The 19,513-nt window shown below is 36.2% G+C and carries 17 protein-coding genes; 15 read left to right on the forward strand and 2 right to left on the reverse strand.

The genetic code is table 11. From position 1 onward, the window contains the following. Positions 1–82: 82 nt before the first annotated feature. Both D2K62_RS13680 and D2K62_RS13685 read left to right on the forward strand, forming a co-directional pair. A complete protein-coding gene (locus D2K62_RS13680; protein WP_112179385.1) occupies positions 83–283 on the forward strand; it encodes a CsbD family protein in 201 nt (66 codons plus the stop codon). Between the two features lie 72 nt (positions 284–355). Continuing rightward, positions 356–802 carry a DUF1801 domain-containing protein gene (locus D2K62_RS13685; protein ID WP_112179386.1) on the forward strand — a complete coding sequence of 149 codons (447 nt, stop codon included), beginning with the start codon at positions 356–358 and terminating at the stop codon, positions 800–802. Positions 803–833: 31 nt separating this feature from the next. Here the strand turns inward: D2K62_RS13685 and D2K62_RS13690 are convergent, their stop codons facing one another. Then, positions 834–1,253, reverse strand: coding sequence for a VOC family protein (locus D2K62_RS13690; RefSeq protein WP_112179387.1), 420 nt, complete (start codon positions 1,251–1,253; stop codon positions 834–836). 248 nt (positions 1,254–1,501) lie between these two features. Here D2K62_RS13690 and D2K62_RS13695 point away from each other — a divergent pair, with 248 nt between their 5' ends. From D2K62_RS13695 to D2K62_RS13740, 10 genes are all read left to right on the forward strand, one after another. Continuing rightward, positions 1,502–2,917, forward strand: a complete 1,416-nt coding sequence (locus D2K62_RS13695) for a PTS mannitol transporter subunit IIBC (protein WP_117149381.1) — start codon at positions 1,502–1,504, stop codon at positions 2,915–2,917. Positions 2,918–3,133: 216 nt separating this feature from the next. After that, complete coding sequence (locus tag D2K62_RS13700) at positions 3,134–5,239, forward strand: BglG family transcription antiterminator (RefSeq protein WP_232824268.1); 2,106 nt, start codon at positions 3,134–3,136, stop codon at positions 5,237–5,239. 20 nt (positions 5,240–5,259) lie between these two features. Continuing rightward, positions 5,260–5,694: a PTS mannitol transporter subunit IIA gene (locus tag D2K62_RS13705; RefSeq protein ID WP_117161612.1), complete on the forward strand. Its 435-nt coding sequence runs from the start codon at positions 5,260–5,262 to the stop codon at positions 5,692–5,694. Further along, on the forward strand, positions 5,695–6,858 hold the full coding sequence (locus D2K62_RS13710; RefSeq protein WP_112179390.1) for a mannitol-1-phosphate 5-dehydrogenase: 1,164 nt from the start codon (positions 5,695–5,697) through the stop codon (positions 6,856–6,858). Between the two features lie 576 nt (positions 6,859–7,434). Further along, positions 7,435–9,084 carry an AraC family transcriptional regulator gene (locus D2K62_RS13715; protein ID WP_112179391.1) on the forward strand — a complete coding sequence of 550 codons (1,650 nt, stop codon included), beginning with the start codon at positions 7,435–7,437 and terminating at the stop codon, positions 9,082–9,084. Between the two features lie 113 nt (positions 9,085–9,197). Beyond that, complete coding sequence (locus D2K62_RS13720) at positions 9,198–10,193, forward strand: ABC transporter substrate-binding protein (RefSeq protein ID WP_157967386.1); 996 nt, start codon at positions 9,198–9,200, stop codon at positions 10,191–10,193. 769 nt (positions 10,194–10,962) lie between these two features. Next, a complete protein-coding gene (locus D2K62_RS13725; protein WP_112179393.1) occupies positions 10,963–12,027 on the forward strand; it encodes a FecCD family ABC transporter permease in 1,065 nt (354 codons plus the stop codon). Beyond that, positions 12,027–13,046, forward strand: a complete 1,020-nt coding sequence (locus D2K62_RS13730; RefSeq protein ID WP_117161613.1) for a FecCD family ABC transporter permease — start codon at positions 12,027–12,029, stop codon at positions 13,044–13,046. The genes D2K62_RS13725 and D2K62_RS13730 overlap by 1 nt, the downstream gene beginning before the upstream one ends. 521 nt (positions 13,047–13,567) lie before the next feature. Continuing rightward, positions 13,568–14,644, forward strand: coding sequence for a PstS family phosphate ABC transporter substrate-binding protein (locus tag D2K62_RS13735; RefSeq protein ID WP_112179395.1), 1,077 nt, complete (start codon positions 13,568–13,570; stop codon positions 14,642–14,644). Next, a complete protein-coding gene (locus tag D2K62_RS13740; RefSeq protein ID WP_112179396.1) occupies positions 14,637–15,587 on the forward strand; it encodes a PstS family phosphate ABC transporter substrate-binding protein in 951 nt (316 codons plus the stop codon). The genes D2K62_RS13735 and D2K62_RS13740 overlap by 8 nt, the downstream gene beginning before the upstream one ends. 65 nt (positions 15,588–15,652) lie before the next feature. Here D2K62_RS13740 and D2K62_RS13745 read toward each other — a convergent pair whose 3' ends face one another. After that, complete coding sequence (locus tag D2K62_RS13745; protein WP_112179397.1) at positions 15,653–16,606, reverse strand: aldolase catalytic domain-containing protein; 954 nt, start codon at positions 16,604–16,606, stop codon at positions 15,653–15,655. Positions 16,607–16,950: 344 nt separating this feature from the next. Here D2K62_RS13745 and D2K62_RS13750 point away from each other — a divergent pair, with 344 nt between their 5' ends. From D2K62_RS13750 to D2K62_RS13760, 3 genes are all read left to right on the forward strand, one after another. Then, positions 16,951–18,042, forward strand: a complete 1,092-nt coding sequence (locus D2K62_RS13750) for a metallophosphoesterase (protein WP_112179399.1) — start codon at positions 16,951–16,953, stop codon at positions 18,040–18,042. A gap of 196 nt (positions 18,043–18,238) precedes the next feature. Continuing rightward, entirely contained in the window at positions 18,239–18,778 is a 540-nt protein-coding gene (locus tag D2K62_RS13755) for an RNA polymerase sigma factor (protein ID WP_338418775.1), read from the forward strand. After that, a complete protein-coding gene (locus D2K62_RS13760; RefSeq protein WP_112179402.1) occupies positions 18,759–19,502 on the forward strand; it encodes an anti-sigma factor in 744 nt (247 codons plus the stop codon). Before D2K62_RS13755 ends, D2K62_RS13760 begins: the two co-directional genes overlap by 20 nt. Positions 19,503–19,513: the final 11 nt, after the last annotated feature.

Consider the following 19,513-nt stretch of genomic DNA (forward strand, 5'->3'; position numbering starts at 1 on the left):
ATTTAGCAAACTGTATCAGTGTTTTAAACAAAAGTTATTCGGGTAAAGTTCTCTAAGATAAGATAAAGGAGACGTGATCATAATGGCAGATAAGAAGGGCCTAAGTGATAAAGTAAAAAGTACTATCAACAAGGCAAAGGGAGAAATTAAAGATCAATTCGGTAATGCTACCGACGATCCGAAGTTGCAAGCAAAGGGAAAGAAGGATAAAGCGAAAGGCGCTATCCAAGATGAAGTTAGTGAATCTAAGAAAGAACGGGAAGATGAAAATAACAAAGAATAGTTGGAAAGAGGCTTTGATCATGATAATTGGTCAAAGCTTCTTTATTGCAGTAGTTGAAGTGGAGGGGTAAACATGTCAATGGTTGAAATTAATAAATATCTAAAGGATAAAGAGGCAAAGTGGCAAGAAGCGTTTTTAGAACTCAATAAAACGATTGCTGAGAATATTCCCAGTGGTTTTGAGTTTGAAATGCAATACGGGATGCCTTCTTTCGTGGTGCCATTATCTATTTTTTCTGAAGGATACCATTGTAAATCGGATACACCGCTTCCTTTTATTAGCATAGGAATAAAAAAGAACCATATTGCTGTTTATCATATGGGGATCTATGCTGATGTGGAATTGCTAGGTTGGTTCCAACAAGAATATCCTAAATTTGTATCAACAAAGCTTAATATGGGGAAAAGTTGTATTCGATTTACAAATCCTAAAAAAATTCCCTATGCATTAATTGGCGAGTTAGTATCCAAAATTACGGTTGAAGAATGGATCGAAATGTATAAGGGCAATAAAGTCTAGCATTATAGTAAGGTTGGCATAAGTTGTGCAATTAATCATTTGTTGGATAATCACAATACTCAATAATAGTCCCTTCCGTATCAGCGGGATTTAAGTAGATTAAGCGACGACCGTGTTTGTTTGTCCGTAATGTATCTTCTAATACACGAATTCCTCGTTCCTCTAATTCAATTCGGGCATTATCCAAATTATCAACTTTGTAAGCTAAATGGTGAACACCTTTTCCCTTTTGTTTAATAAATTTGGCGATAGGAGAGGTTGTGTTATTGGTTGGTGCTAGTAACTCTGTTCGAAAACCATTCACTTCCATAATCGCAATCTCACTTTCTACACCGACAGCTTCACTTTTGTAGTGATCAATCAGTTCCGCACCTAAGACATTTTTATAAAATGAAATGCTATCCTCTATATTTCTAACTGCAACTCCAATATGATCTAGATTTTTTTCCATAACGGTCTCCTTATAATTCAGTTTGCCTCATTATAACATATAACAACTATGCCTCTTTCTTGGCTGAATTTATTTGGATATAATTTTCATCTAATACTGATAAAGTTGTCAATTTATAATTCTGTCAACATTAGTATTGACAAAACTAAATTTTGAAAGCGTTGCTTTAAATATTGTATACGCTTTATTATTAAGGAGAAGGTTCATATGACTCATATTATTTTAAGTTAAGGAAGGGGAAATTTTTTATGGCAGAAAAAGGGGTTCGCGCAAAAATACAACAGTTCGGTAGTTATTTAAGTGGAATGATTATGCCAAATATTGCAGCATTTATTGCTTGGGGGATTATTACAGCTCTATTCATTGAGACTGGTTGGACGCCAAATGCAGATTTAGCAGAAATGGTAGACCCAATGATCAAATATTTATTACCACTCTTAATTGGTTTTACTGGTGGTAAAATGGTTTATGGCGTTCGTGGTGGTGTAGTTGGTGCTACAGCAACTATGGGTGTTATTGTTGGTGCCGATATTCCGATGTTTTTAGGTGCAATGTTAATGGGGCCTCTAGGTGGTTACCTAATTAAGAGTATTGATAAACCACTACTACCAAAAATTCGTTCTGGTTTTGAAATGTTATATAATAATTTCTCGGCAGGTATATTAGCTGCGGTATTAGCAGGGGTAGCGATGAAAATCATTGGTCCCGTTGTAGAAGGATTAAATAATCTTCTAGGATCAGGTGTTGAAGTAATTGTAAATGCAGGTTTATTACCATTAGCGAGTATTTTTATAGAACCAGCTAAAGTGTTGTTTTTAAACAATGTTATAAATCATGGAATTTTAAGTCCTTTAGGTGTTGAAGAAGCAGCAGCAACAGGTAAATCTGTATTGTTCTTATTAGAAACCAATCCTGGACCAGGGCTAGGAATTTTGCTAGCATTCATGGTATTTGGAAAAGGAATGTCAAAGAGTTCAGCTTATGGAGCTTCTGTTATTCACTTTTTAGGTGGTATTCATGAGATTTATTTCCCGTATATATTGATGAAACCAGCATTAATTTTAGCAGCTATTGGTGGTGGAGCAACAGGTGTACTAACATTTACTATATTTAATGCAGGATTGTCTGCTACGCCATCTCCGGGAAGTATTTTTGCATTAATAGCAATGACTCCAAGAGGTAATCATATTGGTGTACTACTAGGTGTTATCGCCGCGACAGCCGTTTCATTCTTAATTGCTTCAGTCATTCTTAAATCAAGTAAAGATGATAAAGAGGAAGATATTGAAACAGCAGCAGGTAAAATGGAAGGAATGAAAGGCAAAAAGAGTTCTGTAGCAGATTCATTTGCAAGTCACAAAGATAATGTTACATCACTAAATGCAGAAAACGTAAATAAAGTTATCTTTGCTTGTGATGCAGGTATGGGTTCCAGTGCAATGGGAGCATCGTTACTAAGAGATAAATTCAAGAAAGCAAATATAGGTATTGAAGTTACTAATACAGCAATAAATGATATACCAAGTGATGCAGATATTGTTATTACACATAAAGATCTTACCGATCGTGCGAAGGCTAAATTACCAGGAGCACAACACATTTCGGTAGAAAACTTTTTGAATAGTCCTAAATATGAAGAACTTGTATCACAATTAAAAAAATAAGTACGTAATTATAGCCTTAACTTTCACTCTCAGTTGAAAGTTAAGGCTTTTTAGAAACAAACAATTTAAAAAGTTATTAAATAATGGCAACAACTTTTAAGACGAAAATAGTTCTGGAACTGATTGAATACTTTATTTTAAAAGGTATAGTATAGACATACGGTGTTGCTTTTCTATTTGTGTCAACATGTTCTGCTTTTAACACACCATTAGGAGGTGATCAGACTGTACATCTCTGGAAGAGAAAGAAAAATCATTGAACTTTTGTTACTGCAAGAAAATGGTGCAACGATTCAACAATTAGCTAGCAATTTAGAAGTTAGTGGTAGAACCATACATCGAGATTTAAAAAGCGTTGAAGATACTTTAGATTATTATCAGCTAAGTTTAAACAAAAAATCCGGTGTTGGGGTAAAAGTAAATGGAAGTAAGGAAAATAAACGAAAACTAAGCTTGGCTATAACACAAGTGGAACACACAGATTATACGCCAGATGAACGCCAGGCAATTATCCTATCTACCTTATTGGAGACAAGTGAACCAATAAAGTTGTTTACATTGGCTAATGAGTTACACGTGACGATTGCAACTGTAAGCAATGATTTAGACAAAATTAGTGAGATTTTAGAAACGTACGAACTAAAGCTTATTCGAAAAAGAGGTTATGGAGTAAATATCTCTGGTAGTGAATCCAATAAAAGATCTGCTTTAAGTTTTCTGATTTCTAAATATGTAGATGAGTTAGATTTTATTATATTTATCAAAGAAAATATCGAAAAAAAATCAAAACAACAATTAGATTCGATCTCAGAGAGACTGTTAGGTCTTGTAGATCAATCAAAGTTAGTCACGATAGAAAAAAGTATAGATCATGTACGTAATGAACTACCTTATGAGCTTGCTGATAGTGCGCACATCGGGTTGGTTGTCCATTTAGCTCTTGCTATTGAACGTTTACAGCAAGGAGAGCGTATTCGATTCGACTTAAACTATTTGAATGAAATAAAAGATACCAAAGAATACGAAATTGCCAAAAACATTATAAATGATTTAGAAGTTGCTTTTCATATGAGCATACCTAAAGATGAGATTGGTTACATTACAATGCACCTTCTTGGAGCAAAAATAAGATCTGATCATGACTATTTAGTTGAGGAATCATCTTTAGATATTGCATTCAAAGCAAGAGAATTAATTAATTATGTTGGCGATAGATTAGAAGTGAATTTAACAGAAAATAAGCATTTATTTAACGATCTAGTTACACATCTAAAACCGACTATGTACAGAATTCAAAAAGGTATGCACATTAAAAATCCCTTATTAACGGAGATATTAAATGATTATAAAGAATTATTCATCACTCTAGAGGATGGTTGTAAAGAGGTATTCCTTGGTACTGAATTTCCGCAAGAAGAGATTGCTTACCTTGTGCTACATTTTGCTTCAGCTACAATCCGTCGTGAGGAACCATCTGAATTAACTGTTTTGGTTATTTGTTCAAGTGGCATAGGAACTTCAAAAATGCTAGCAACACGTTTGATTCAGGAAATTCCTGAAATTGCAAAAATAGATAATCGTTCGTTATTTGAGCTAGATGAAATTAATTTAAATTCATATAATCTTGTTATATCAACTATTGCATTTCGAGAAAAAATAAGTAACTATATCTTGGTTTCACCCATTCTCACAGAGAAAGAGATTGATAGAATTAAAACTATTGTAAGGCAGCAACGTAAAACCGGTGCCAAGAAACAATTGGTTACTGAGTCAATAGTAGAAGGTGATCCGCAAGAACGGATTGTTACAAGATTACAACGTATGCAAAATTATTCAAAAGTAACGCTTGATTTACTTATAGAGTTTAAGGTTCACTCGATCAAAGAGATCTTAACTAAGGAAGAAATTTTAGAAGTTGCCTGTGAAAATTTAAAAGAAGCACAGAACATTAATAATAGCGCAGGCGTGTTTAAAGCTCTTGTTACTCGTGAAAACCTTGGTGGGATAGGTATTCCAGATACTTCTTTAGCACTTTATCATGCAAGAAGTGAATTTGTAAGAAAGCCGTCGTTCACTATATATGCATTAGAACATCCTGTTACTATAGTCGGAATGGATGATCAAGACATGCAAGCAAACACATTTCTTTTAATGCTCTTGCCTGAACATAGTAATAGTGAAAGTATGGAGATATTAAGTTATATTAGTGGATTAATTATTAGTGATCAACAAAGTATTACTACCTTTCAATCACAACAAGAAAGTATAATCAGTCAATTTTTATACCAACATCTAAATTCGTTTATTAATGACAAGTTATAAAATAATAAGGAGTGTCGAAAATGGCAAAAGAAATACTAACAAAAGATAATATTACATTAAATGCTTTATTAACAAATAAGGAAGAAGCAATACGTTTTACAGGGAAAATTTTAGTGGAAAATGGCTATGTCGAATCATCATATGTAGAAAAAATGCTAGAAAGAGAAGAATTAACTACTACTTATATTGGTAATAATGTTGCAATCCCACATGGTACAGAAGATGCAAAAGGTGCTGTAAAAGAAACGGGATTATCTGTTGTTATTTCTCCTGAAGGTGTTGATTTTAATGGCAACACGGTCAATATCTTAATAGGTATAGCTGGAAAGGGAAATGAGCATTTAGAAATTTTATCGAAAATTGCTCTTGTTTGTGCGGATGAAGGAAATATTCAAAAATTAATTAATGCTTCAACTAAAGAAGAAATTATGGAACTATTTAGCGAGGTGAATTAAATGGAAGCTGTACACTTTGGTGCCGGTAATATTGGACGTGGATTTATTGGATCTCTACTCTACAGATCCAATTTCCACACTACATTTGTCGATGTAAACAAAGAAGTGATTAATGCAATTAACGAAAAAAATCAATACAAGGTTATTTTAGCTTCTGAGCAGCAAGAGGAAGAGATTGTTGAAAATATAACAGGGATGAACAGTTTAGAAGACCCAGAGTCAGTTGTAGATCAGATTGTAAAAGCGGATATTATTACTACAGCTGTAGGACCTAATGTATTGTCAATTATTGCAAAACTAATTGCGAAGGGGTTAACAAAACGGATTAAACAAACCACTACCCCTCTTAATATTATTGCTTGTGAAAATATGATTGGTGGTAGTGCCCTCCTTAAGGAAAAAGTGTTAGAGTATATTGATGAAGCAGATAAAGAGACATTTGAAGAATTATTTGCTTTTCCAAATGCAGCTGTTGACCGTATTGTACCAAACCAAACGAATAAAGATATATTAACGGTTTCCGTTGAACCCTATTTTGAGTGGGTTATAGAAGATGATCTCATAAAAGGGGAAAGCCCCCCTATCGATGGCGTAACGTATGTACGTGATTTAGGTCCTTTTATTGAACGAAAACTATTCACTGTTAATACAGGTCATGCAGTTGCAGCTTATCTAGGCTACTATCTTGGTTACCAGACGATTAAAGAGGCAATGGACGCACCTATTGTAAAGTCATTTGTTATGGCAACATTAAAAGAAACTGGTGCTGTTTTAGTGAAACAATATGGTTTTGAAGCAGAAAAGCATCAACAATATATTGATAAAATCATAAATCGTTTCTTAAACCCACACATTTCTGATGAAGTAACACGTGTTGGAAGGGGACCATTGCGTAAATTAGGAGGAAATGATCGTTTAATTCGTCCGGCTAGTTTATACTTAGAAACTTTAGAAAAAGAACCGACGTATTTAGCAAAAGCGATCGCTGCAACTCTTCAATTTGACTATAGAGAAGATGAGGAAGCTGTATCCTTACAAAAAAGCATAAAAGAACAAGGATATGAAAAAGCACTTCTAGCTGTTTCAGGGTTAGATAAAGACCATCCGTTAATTCCAATTGTTTTAAAAGAGTTAGAGACATTAAACGAAATAAAAGCTAACTAAATATAGTTGAAATAGAATAGTAAACAAATAAACCCCATCAAAGGTGCATGATGGGGTTTATTTGTTTACTATTCTCTCTAATAAATGACTGTTGTCTTTTTATAACACAGTTACATTAAAGAGGTAGGAATCAGGGGCAAGTAGGATGAGGGTTTAGTTGGATAGAGTGGTTTAGTGAAATTTAATTTCTTTTCATTCATTATTATATTTCAAAAATCCATAGCTTGCATATAATTTCAATCCAAGAGTTGTCGGATTTAAAAATGTTTCCATTAATCAAATGAAGTGTATTCTTAAAAAATTATCATTGACGGATAGAGGTAGATAAAGATACACTGATACAATCGATAATGATTATCGATATCATTTACATAAAGATCTTAAGAAACTAAACTTGTAGAAAATGAAATTTAATATGAGTGGAAAGAAGGAAATAACCTTTCATCTACCTATGGTTCTAGCTATTATTTAGGAGTGACTAAGTTTAAACACCAAGATAGGTAGACGTATGATTGATGGTAAAAGAAATCGAATAACAAATAATATACAGGCGTCGAGGGAAGAGGGTAATAAGAAATGAACAAGGTTGAAAACGATCAATCAATCTTTTATCAGGCGATGTATGAAATACTGAATGTAGAATGCTTAGATTGTAAACCTGGCTGGCAGTTTGAAGAAAAGACAATTGATCATCATACAATTTTTTTTATTGTAAAAGGAAAAGGTGAAATAGTTATCAATAAACAGCTTATGACGATGTCACAGAAGAATATATTTATACTTCTTCCTGGTATGAAGGTTGAAGCCTATAACACAAATGAGAGTAGCTTAGAATTGTATAGATTGTCTTTTGAAATATTTCGTATATCAGAAAAAACGAACCAGTATAGAGTGTATGAGAAGGATACCACCTTCCCTAAAGAGGGGCAGATTCCTTTAGAGTTACATGGGTCACTTATTCGCCTAATGGAGCTCTTAATAGAAAGTTGGCATTCAACAATTAAAAGTCAGCAATTTAAAGGACAGATTTATTTGCGTGAAATCATCAATGAAATACTTAATAACGATTTCCTTATGACAAATGAGTCGACAACTCGATCATTTGAACAGTCCATTAAGCATATACAAAACATGTACCATTCGGAGTTAAGACTTGATAAGCTTTCTCGATTGGCGGGGATGCATTCAACCTATTTTTCTTCACAGTTTAAGAAAAAAATAGGTAAGGGTCCGATCGAATATATAACCGATTTGCGCATGAATCGGGCCAAAGAGTTAATGCTTTTTTCAAATGACAAAATTCGGGATATTGCTCGGATGGTAGGATACAATGATGAATTTTATTTTAGTCGCCGATTTAAAGCAAAACAGGGAATGGCACCAACCGTTTATATAAAAAATATCCGTAGAAATATTGTGCCACTCTCATATGCATATACGGATCATTTGGTCACTCTAGGTGTCGTTCCTCATGCGGCACATATTGCAAAAGAATTCACTTATATAACAAAGCAGGTTTCGATTCCATTTGAGCGTTCGCAATCATGGGGATTTCAAAGACAAGCACTAATGGAAGTGAAACCAGACTTTGTTGTGTGTAAAGAAAATATCGCTGCAAAAGTGAGAGAAAACTTGGCTGATATTGCCCCAATCATTGTGATTCCTTGGATACGTATGGATATATTTGATCATCTAAAGCAAATCGCACAGTTAGTTAATAAAGAAAAAGAAGCAGAAGAGTGGATTTACAGTTATGAGCAAAAAGTCAAAATTGCAAGAAAAAAAGTGGAGACTGTTATCGGTGGAGCCACTGTAGCCATTTGCAGCATCACCGACAACGGATTTAGAATGTATGGCAATCGAAATATGGGTCATGTTTATTACCGCTCATTACAGCTCCAACCTCCTGAAAAGTTGCGTAAGGAATTAGAGAAATATCCTGTTGGAACGGGTATTAACTGGCTACCTGTTGCTGCAGAAAATGTGATGGATTATGAGGCCGATTATTTATTGATTACGGCCAAGTCGAAAGTACATGCCAGAAATAAGCTAAAGCAACTCCAAGCTTATCAATCGTGGCAGCGGCATCCAGCTGTAAAGGCTAAGCGAATTTACTATTTAAATACCTATCAGTGGATTGTTTACGCACCATATTCAGTTGAGAGGCAACTAGAGGAAGCAGTGTCCTTGTTTACGGAGTCAAAAAAGGTCTCTGCTCTGATCTGAAAATAATCCATGTTAATAATCATAAAAAATGACATGGATTCTATAAGAAATTAACTATACAATAATTGAGAATGATTATTAATCTAAATTATTATAAATTGGAGGGGGAAACAATGAAAAATCATATATTACAATCAAAATCATTTTTACATCAGCTTTTGTTCGCTATAATGGCGGTTCTTATAATAATAATTATAACCGGATGTGGATCAACTTCTTCTAGTAATTCGAGTGTTGAATCAGAATCAACTATGGAAACGAATGAGGGAGAGTATCATGAAATTATTCATCAACTGGGTGTTACACAGGTTCCAGATGAACCAGAACGAATAGCAGTACTAAGTTCCAATTTCGTTGATAATTTATATGTGTTTGATATTATACCAATAGTAGCTGGCGAATCAGCACTGTCGAATGAAAAAATATCTTCACTCTTGCCTCAGGATTTATATGAAGATGTTCAATTCATCAGTGAAGACGAGGTCGACTTGGAAGTAATTCTGGCCGCAGAGCCTGATCTAATTATTGGACAAGAGAAAACTGGAAAAATATACGAGGAGCTTTCTAAAATTGCCCCTACGGTCATTTTGGGGAATGATGATTGGCGTGAAACACATTTTAATTTTGGTGAAATTCTAGGCAGAGATGAGGAAGCTCAGGCTTGGATGGATCAATATGAACAAAAAGCAGAAGAAGCCAAACAAAAAATTTCCGAATCGATAGGAGAGGAAACAGTAGCTTTCATGCGGGTTTTACCTAAAGAGTTTAGGCTTCACGGAACAACTGACCAGCGATTTATTGATGGTACGCTTTTTCAGGATTTAGGATTAAACCCGGCGAACGGAGTCCCAGAGGAACGTCAAGCTATATCACTTGAAGGGATAGCATTAGTTAATGCTGATCATTTTTTCCTTGATTATAATACAGCCTCCCAGGAAAATGATCAGGCAATAGAAAGATATAAGTCACTGACTGAAAGTGTTATTTGGCAACAGCTGACAGCGGTGGAAAATGATAATGTCTATTTAGTTCCTGACTGGTTTATCCAAGTATCTCCTTATGCAAGATCAATGGTAATAGACTATGTGGTTGAGACATTAGTTGAGTAAAGATAGAAAACCAGTGTGATTTGTAATAAAGACAAAGCTATACTGGTTTTCTATTTTGAACTTGGCTTCAGAAAAAAACGTATATATTGAAATTAATTTTCTATTTTCGTTTTCTTTTTCAATTTATCATTTCATTATATGTTCAAGTAACAAGGCCTATCCTTACTTTTTAAAAAGATTAATAGAATGTTCCGTTTTTTGTGATCGGAATATTAATTGCTACATCTGTGCTTCTACCGATCATTTTATGAATCCATATTGGGAGATGAAGTGACTATTGTGGGACTTATAAAACAATCTGTATAGGTAAGCTTATGTTCATTATTTGCAATTGGGCTAGCTGCTATTTTTCCAAAGATTTGAATTTTATTTAGGCCACAGGTTTTGGTAGAATTGGATATGTTTTTTTAGAATTACGTTATGAAAAACAAACACTAAATTTTTAATTTATGGCTTATTAGCCTTACTAGGAGTATCACGTGGGTTAGGTATCTTTGAAATGCTTGGAATATGGACAAGTGTTCCAAAAATTAAGTATGGTTAATATCAGTTGTTTTTAGCAGATTTGACGTATTGAGTAAATTTGTTTCAGTGTTTTGAGAAATGCCTTTCTATTGCTGTTATATCTTGTCTGACTCAACAGTTTAGTAAGAATGCTAGAAAACGTGAATTGGATGAGAAGGGTCAATTATTTAATTCTTACTATGTATGTAGGATCAGACAAAATGATCTTGATTAGAGCTTAATAAGAAAAGGAATGGATTATCATATGGCAACGAAAGAAAGTGAAGAAGAACTGACACTAACACAGGTGGAAAAGAGACAGGATAAAATAACAACTCGTCCTTTTATAGCTACACTTATCCTATGCATTGGGATGGTTTCTCTAGTGTTTTGTTTAGGAGCATCAATTTCCCTAGGAGCTGTAGATATTGATTTTAACACGGTATGGGAATGGTTATTTTATTTTAATCCAGAACTAACTGCTCATCAAATTATACAGGAGATTCGGATGCCACGTGCTCTAGCAGCTGGCTTAGTCGGAGCGTTTCTAGCGGTTTCGGGTGCCATAATGCAAGGAGTAACGAAAAATCCATTAGCATCTCCTTCAATTATGGGGATTTCGGCGGGATCAGCATTTATGATTGCAATTGCTTTTGCCTTTTTTCCTGGAACTTCCTATTTCGGCTTAATGGTTTGGTCATTTGTTGGTGCTGGAATGGCTGCTTGTATTGTGTTTATGGTAGGGGCTTTTTCAAAGGGTGGCTTATCACCGGTGAAGCTTGCCCTTGCTGGAACAGCAGTTACTGCTTTTCTGGGATCAATTTCTTCTGGAATTGCTATTTATTTTAATGTAGCACAAGATATTAGTTTTTGGTATGCGGGAGGCGTTGCTGGGACGCAATGGATTAGCGTTCAGTTAATGATTCCGATTGCAATTATTGGTTTATTACTAGCTTTAATTTTAGCACGTTCGATAACGGTTTTAAACTTAGGTGATGATGTAGCGAAAGGGTTAGGACAACGAACAGCTGTTGTAAGGGTGTTAAGCACGATTGTGGTTTTATTATTAACAGGGGCAGCAGTATCTGTTGCCGGAACAGTAGGTTTTATTGGGCTCATTATTCCCCATCTTACGCGCTTTTTAGTAGGGGTTGATTATCGTTGGATTATTCCTTGTTCAGCAATTTTAGGAGCACTGCTTTTAGTACTTGCTGATATTGGAGCGCGTATGATTAATCCGCCATTTGAAACTCCGATTGGTACTATTACTGCAATGATTGGTGTGCCATTTTTTCTCTACTTCGCTCGTCGTGAAGGGAGAGGATTGTAATGGAATTAGCAAGGAAAACAAGAAAAAAATCTCTAATTACATTGGGAATTCTAGTTGTACTTATATTTATATCATTTTTAATTAGTTTAAATATAGGTTTTAGTCGAATAGCTCCTATTGATGTAATAAAAACGTTGGTTGGAGCTGGAACTGAAAAAAATGCCCTTGTCCTCTTTGATTTCCGGTTGCCAAGAATAGTCATTGCTATATTAATAGGTGCGGGACTGGCGGTCTCAGGAGCAATTTTACAAGGTGTTGCTCAGAATGACTTAGCTGATCCTGGAATTTTAGGGATTAATTCCGGTGCAGGTCTCGCTGTTGTTATATTTATTTTCTTTTTTCAAGGATCAACGACCACACTTGGTGTATTATCAATCTTTATTATGCCGTTAGCTGCTTTAGCTGGTGGGTTGATTGCTGCTTTTCTCATTTATACATTGGCCTGGAAGAATGGTGTTACACCCGTCCGACTTATATTAGTCGGGATAGGGGTTAATGCAGCATTTGGAGCAGCATTAATTATTTTTCAATTAAAGATGGACCCAAGTGATTTTATGCAAACAACGATTTGGTTGTCAGGAAGTATCTGGGGATCTAATTGGAATTTTGTGTTAGCTGTGTTGCCTTGGATCCTGATTCTAATACCTTACACAATTTATAAAGCTAGTTATTTAAATGTCTTAAACCTAGGTGATGAAGTTGCAACAGGACTCGGAGCAGCTGTGGAAAAGGAGCGTAGAATACTTTTGTTTTTAGCAGTGGCTTTAGCGGGATCTTGTGTAGCTGTTGGGGGAGGAATTTCTTTTTTAGGACTTGTCGCACCTCATTTAGCACGACGCTTAGTTGGTCCAAGGTATCAAATCATGTTACCAACTACAGCGCTTATGGGAGCGTTACTGCTGCTTGTAGCAGATACAATTGGACGAAATATACTCTCAACATCAGAAATATCTGTTGGAATTGTAGTATCAACCTTGGGAGCGCCATATTTCATTTATTTGTTAATGAAAACAAATTAAAAAGAAGTGATATGGCTAATGAGACATAGATATTGTTAAGGGATTGAATATTAAACCTAGAAGCAAAGTAATTTATAAAACATCAATGAAATTAATCGCAAAAAAAGATGTCTATTCTTCTCCAAACTTCTCAGCATCAAGGTGTCTAACTGTGTCAGTCATTAGTTCTTAAGGTTTAGCGGAATTATCGAGGAAAGTGAATAATTATACTGTTGCTCATTTGGTACATATGGTAGCGTGTGAAGGTGGAAAGACGGAAAGATTATAAGAGAAGGAATTTAACAAAAGTAAAAGAGATAAACAATTATAGAAAATCTATTTAATATTTTAGAAAATAAGATATTTCAATTTTGTCTAAAGTGCTTTTGCCTAAAGAACTTGAGACGCAATCGTAATGTTAACCGAGCGGAAACAAGGATCAGGCGAGTGCTTTACTTTATTATGATAGTTTCGTTGCACACTCTCTAGTCACAAGATAATCTCAATGTATTATGTAAATTAATTTAGGAGGTTTTATATAGATGAAACATAAATCTAACTCATTCTCAGGTACTGAGCTTACCAAGACGATCGGATCTTTGGCATCGAGTTCGACCGATCAGGATTTACCAGCCTATCAACCCCGATCTATCTTACCGTTGTCAGGAGCGTCTTATTTTGATGACAATGGAAAGGTTCGTCTGTCCGGCACGCAACATGCTGATTTCGTGATGAGAAGATTTGCGGAATCTTTCTCAACTTTCCACCCTGACATTGAATTCAGTCTCGAATTATTTGGGACGCAGACGGCTACTCCCTTTCTAATACATGATCGTTCACTCGCAGTGGTGATGGGACGCGAGATGTCAGACGTAGAAGCGGTACCCTATCGCAAGGGGGTGAGCGCTGAGCCCGCCTTAATACGCATAGCCCATGCTGCGCTCTCATCAAAGAATGGTCTTGCCACCTCGCTTGCTGTCTATGTTCATCACAGCAATCCTCTTGAACACCTGACTATGACGGATTTGTCGCGAATCTTCACGATTGGTAATCCAAAGGGTGATGTGAGTCGCTGGGGGCAAATTGGTCTGAATGACTCATGGGCTGAACGACTCATCCATCCGATCGGCACACCTGAATCCTCAGGCTTTGGTAGCTATATGCAACGCCACCATTTTTCTGGCCGTGCGCTGACACCATTCTACGAGCAATGTGTCGGTGGAAAAGCAGTGCTCGCTCGCCTAGCTGATAACCCTGCAGGCATTGCAGTCGCGGCCATCGGGGGGCAGGACAAGAATCTTAGGCAGATACCACTTGCCTGGAATGAAAGTGATACCTTCTCCGTAGGTAGAAAGGATGAAATCAGTAATTGCAACTACCCGCTCGGTCGTTTTCTCAATCTTTATCTGCGCCATGAAAGCAATAGACCGTTAGATCCACTTGCTGGAGAGTTCGTACGCTTCATCCTGTCGCGGGAAGGACAAGCAATCGTCAAAAATCAGCCTGAAGGTTATTTGCCACTTAAGGCGTCTCTAGCTGCAAGAGAACGTAGCACCCTTGAGGAATGGCTATCCGCTGGACAAAAGCAAATTCAACCGAGGAGGATCGATTATGTTTAATAGATACCAACCTGAGAGCACCGCTAGCTATATACTAGCTGATCATTCCATCGCAATCATAGGAAATGATGGTATGGAGAAACTGATAACACCTTTTAACGATTTGTTTCGACAAAGCAATCCTGACATTCGCTTTACTATTACAATGCGTGGTTCGTCGACTGCTATTCCCGCCCTGATTACTGGAGTGAGCATCTTCGCGCCGATGTCACGGGATCCCTGGGCTGGTGACCGGGCTGCCTTTCGAGCTGTACGTGGCTACGATCCGACGCCTGTTCGTCTTGGTTATACCGGACATGGCCCACGTCCTGGGGCCAAAACTCCTCCTGCTATCTATGTCCATAAAGATAACCCTTTGCCTGGCTTATCGATGGATCAACTGCGTGGCGTCCTTACCTCTGGTTCGCCAGAGGGCGACCTTATGCTCTGGGATCAGCTTGGAATCAAAGGGAAATGGGCTGGTCGAAGAATCCATGTCTATGGGCTCCGCGACAATGGCAAATATGCCTCTGGTTTACGTGAAGGCCATCTTTGCGGACGCAACTATGTAGCACATTATGAACCATTTATAGACCGTTCTTCGGTCATCAGAGCATTATCAGAAGATCCATTCGGTATCGGTACGATTGGATGGTTTGAAGCTGCAAAGGTGTCTAATTCTGTGCGCGTTGTTGGATTGAGCGCAGAGACTGGCAACGAGTTCCACACACCGAATCTGTCCGATGTCGCTGCCGGTAGCTATCCACTTAGTTCATTTGTCAGTATCTATCTGGATCTCCCCCCAGGTCAGCGGCTGGATAGTCTAATCAAGGACTATCTGCGTCTCGCTCTTTCCGACAAAGGGCAGAAGATCGTTGCAGCGCAAACCCATGAGCCAGATGGTTATGTGCCGCTCAGCAGGCAACATCTCGAAGACGAACGTCGTAAATTAGAGATGCTATGAGCTACATTTGTTAGAGTTTAATAAAACAACATCCCATCAAAGGAACTTGGTGGGATGTTGTTTTATTATTTCGGTATTTCTACTGATGTTAATTTATCATAAAAATCTAAGAACTTATCTTTGTCATCACTATTCCTTAATGCCATCGCTGTACGTGGGTGTTCGTTTAATTGACCAGTAATAGCATAAGGGATAATATAACCCCATTCGATTTTCTCTCTTAAAGGAATAAAGAGTTCTTCTAATACACTAAGAAGAGGCTTAATCTCATAATTTGTATTTTTAAGTTGTCCTACTAAAAGTTCAGTTGGACAGTTACCAGCAGCTCGTCCCATCCCATAAACGGATGAGTCTAGAAAGCTTACCCCGTTTTGGGAAGCAAATAATGTATTGGAGAAAGCCATCTGTAAATTGTTGTGTGCATGAATACCAAGTTTTTTATTTGGTAAATGTTTTTTGAATAAATTAATTAAATGTTCAAAATCACGATTAAATAGTGTTCCATAAGAATCAACTATGTAGGCTGTATCCACAGGACTTTCATTAAGTTTATCAAGTGCCTCGGTTAAATCATGTTCCATGGCATTTGAAACGGCCATAATGTTTACACTTGTTTCATAACCTAGCTTATTAAATTTCTTAACTAAGTCAATTGCTTTATCAATGTCTTTTAAATAGCAAGCAACTCTTAATAAATCTAGCTGGCTTTCAGAACAGGGTAAAAGATCTTTATCCTCGACTCTACCGATATCTACAAGTGCAGATAATTTGGTGTTCGCTTTCTCAGGGAAAACATCTTTTAGAAATTCTTCATCTAAAAAACGCCATGGCCCAACACCTTCACTTTGTACAAGGTTTCTAGAATTTTTGTATCCAACTTCCATATATTCTACGCCAGCTTCACTCAAAGACTGGTAAAGCTTTTGAACAAATTCTTTGCTGAAATCCCAATTGTTGATTAAACCTCCATCTCGAATGGTACAATCAAGAACTTTGATATCGTTACTTGCGTCTGTCATATTAATGCCTCCTATAGGATGGTATAAAATGTACGCTAATTTTATCATAAGCATCTCAAGGTTGAAAGCCTAAAAGTCTAAATAGTCAAAAATCATAGACGCTAATGATCCAAGTTCTCTAGTTATTATTACTTTTTAATACGAATCCGCTATTATGCTATACTAGTTTGATAAATCAAACGCGATGATAATTAAGGATGCTTAGGTTCTAACAAGTACTCCATTTTCAATATGTTTTGATGTTTCAGGATAATTATATTTAATATGACAGATCCATATTCAGGGTTCTGGAATTTATATGCTTGACTAAGGAAATTGTAGGACAGAAAAAAGGGGGGTCTCAAGTGGATAAAATTAAACAAATTACAATTCCGGATCATGCTCGAATAATTGTTGTTTCTGATATTCATGGTGAATTAGAGCTGTTAACAAGTGTTTTGGAGAAAGTCTCTTTTAGTTCAGATGATTACTTAATTATTAATGGTGACCTATGTGAAAAGGGGTCTAATAGTAGTGGTGTTGTGAGCTATGTGATGCAGCTTACTGAAGCAAATGACAAGGTACATGTTACAGAAGGAAATTGTGATTCATTGGTAGAAGAACTTCTAAACGAAAGTCCAACGTTTATAGATTACTTAAGGTTCCGACCGCAATCTATCTTCAATGAGTGGTTGAAACAGATTGGTTATAGTATACATGATAATACAACAGTTCAAGAAGTAAAAGAGCTATTGATACCTCACTTTAAAGATGAAATCAAATGGTTAGTTGAATTGCCAACAGCTATAGAAACAAGGGAATATTTATTTGTTCACGCAGGTATTGAGAATAAAAGTAATTGGCAGGAAACCGATCGAGAGATGGCTCTTACTATGCAAGCCTTTTTGGAAAAAGAACATCAAGCGGAGCAGTTTGTTATTGTTGGCCATTGGCCGGTGTCTAATTATAAATCTAACATAGAAGTGAATAATCCAATTATTAACTATGATAAAAAAATGATCGCAATAGATGGTGGGAATATCATTAAAGACACTGGACAATTAAATGTATTTATTATAGATAGACAAAAAGATGGTGACATATTTTCTTATAGTTATGTGGATAGATTCCCAATATCTAAAGTATTAGCTGACTTTTATAGTGATGGTGAAAGTAGCGGTGTAATTAATTATCCATATTATCAAGTAAAACCAATTGAAGTGAGTATTGATTTTACCTTATGTGAGCAAGTAAAAACGTCCAAACTTTTATTGGTAAAAAATGAATACCTGAAACAAGCGGATGATTCGCGTTATTTCGTAAAAACGGATCTTTCTTGTGCACAATTAAGTGTAAAAAAAGGTGATAAAGTTGCGATTATAGATGATACATGTTCGGGTTACATATTAGTTAAAAAAGACGGTATAGTAGGTTGGATTTCAAAAAATGTTATTTGAACAGTTGATGTAAAAAGTTTTTCAAAAAAATTTAAAAGTCAATCGGTAGATCATGTCATAGTGATCCAACGTTATTATATATACGTATACTCATAGTGATGGAATTATTAATTAAGGATGTATGCTAATATAGTTTTATATTAGGGTATTAAGGGAGGTTTCTATCATCAGTCAGGACATAGACTTATATGCTCGTATTCAGACTGGCGATCAACAGGCACTTGAAGAATTATATGATCGTTATGAGAAGCTTGTCTACTCGTTCGCTTATCGAATGGTTAAACACGGAGCAATTGCAGAAGAAATTGTACAAGAAGTTTTTATGAAGATATGGACAAAGAAGGGTCTCTATAAAAGGGACAAGGGGAAGTTATCCTCCTGGATATTAACAGTTACCCGCAATACTAGTATAGATGCTCTGCGTAAGAAAAAGGAAACAACATACACATTAGAAGAAAGAGATGCACTTGAAAGTGATCAGGTCGCTACGGAAGATATTGTCGAATGGAAAGAAGAGGGAGAGAAGCTACGATCAGCAGTCAAAACATTGAATAACGAGCAACAAGAAATTATTACGTTATTTTATTTTAACGGTTTATCACAGCGTGAAATTGCAGAACAATGCAATATTCCCCTCGGAACGGTGAAGGGACGTATTCGTCTGGCACTAAAACATTTAAAACAAAGTTTGAATAGAGAGAAAAGGGGGTCTAACGATGAGACAAGAAGCGTGTAATTTATTAATTGATTATTTTAATCACCAACTTAGTGAAAAAGATAAAGCGTTATTTGAAGAACATCTAAAAACATGTGAATCATGTCAAGAAGAATTGAATGAGTTAGAAGAGTTAACACAGGAATTACCGTTCATGTCTGAGTCGGTGACCCCTCCGGCACAAATGAAGGGACAAGTGCTAGAAAATGTTTTTTCCAGTAAGCAAGAAGAAGAGGAAGAACAGAAAAAAACTACTGTAGCACCAATACAACAAGACAGATTTAATAAACGAAATTGGCTAACACCACTATTAGCTGCGGGATTATTACTATCTGTTTTAGGTAATGGTCTGTTAATGATGAATCAGACGGACAAAGATACAACACAAGAGGAAGAGATTAGTCTTGATAAAACGCAGCTAAGTACGCAGCTGACCCCTTCAGAAGGATTAGAATCTCAGGCAAATGCTACGATGGTTGAACAACAAGATGGTGTAAGCTTGGTTATTCAAGCAAATAATCTCTCCCAATTAGAGGGTGAAGAAACTTACCAGGTATGGGTTTTAGAAGATGGTGAACCATATCGTGCAGGAACATTTGTACCAAATGAGGATGGCTTTGGGGCAGTTTCATATAAAATGGATTTTCCTGAAGAACATAACTGGGATACCATTGCCATTACGATCGAACCAGATGCGACAAGCGAAACACCACGAGGTGATATAATTTTAAGCGCAGCTTTATAGTTAGTTAAAGG

The sequence above is a fragment of the Paraliobacillus sp. X-1268 genome (genome assembly GCF_003426095.1).
Lineage (GTDB): Bacteria > Bacillota > Bacilli > Bacillales > Amphibacillaceae > Paraliobacillus_A > Paraliobacillus_A zengyii.

What these genes read in the sequence shown, in the direction of transcription:
- D2K62_RS13680 (WP_112179385.1), top strand. Translation starts at nt 83, where the DNA reads ATGGCAGATAAGAAGGGCCTAAGTGATAAAGTAAAAAGTACTATCAAC.
- D2K62_RS13685 (WP_112179386.1), top strand. Translation starts at nt 356, where the DNA reads ATGTCAATGGTTGAAATTAATAAATATCTAAAGGATAAAGAGGCAAAG.
- D2K62_RS13690 (WP_112179387.1), bottom strand. Translation starts at nt 1,253, where the DNA reads ATGGAAAAAAATCTAGATCATATTGGAGTTGCAGTTAGAAATATAGAG.
- D2K62_RS13695 (WP_117149381.1), top strand. Translation starts at nt 1,502, where the DNA reads ATGGCAGAAAAAGGGGTTCGCGCAAAAATACAACAGTTCGGTAGTTAT.
- D2K62_RS13705 (WP_117161612.1), top strand. Translation starts at nt 5,260, where the DNA reads ATGGCAAAAGAAATACTAACAAAAGATAATATTACATTAAATGCTTTA.
- D2K62_RS13710 (WP_112179390.1), top strand. Translation starts at nt 5,695, where the DNA reads ATGGAAGCTGTACACTTTGGTGCCGGTAATATTGGACGTGGATTTATT.
- D2K62_RS13715 (WP_112179391.1), top strand. Translation starts at nt 7,435, where the DNA reads ATGAACAAGGTTGAAAACGATCAATCAATCTTTTATCAGGCGATGTAT.
- D2K62_RS13720 (WP_157967386.1), top strand. Translation starts at nt 9,198, where the DNA reads ATGAAAAATCATATATTACAATCAAAATCATTTTTACATCAGCTTTTG.
- D2K62_RS13725 (WP_112179393.1), top strand. Translation starts at nt 10,963, where the DNA reads ATGGCAACGAAAGAAAGTGAAGAAGAACTGACACTAACACAGGTGGAA.
- D2K62_RS13730 (WP_117161613.1), top strand. Translation starts at nt 12,027, where the DNA reads ATGGAATTAGCAAGGAAAACAAGAAAAAAATCTCTAATTACATTGGGA.
- D2K62_RS13735 (WP_112179395.1), top strand. Translation starts at nt 13,568, where the DNA reads ATGAAACATAAATCTAACTCATTCTCAGGTACTGAGCTTACCAAGACG.
- D2K62_RS13740 (WP_112179396.1), top strand. Translation starts at nt 14,637, where the DNA reads ATGTTTAATAGATACCAACCTGAGAGCACCGCTAGCTATATACTAGCT.
- D2K62_RS13745 (WP_112179397.1), bottom strand. Translation starts at nt 16,606, where the DNA reads ATGACAGACGCAAGTAACGATATCAAAGTTCTTGATTGTACCATTCGA.
- D2K62_RS13760 (WP_112179402.1), top strand. Translation starts at nt 18,759, where the DNA reads ATGAGACAAGAAGCGTGTAATTTATTAATTGATTATTTTAATCACCAA.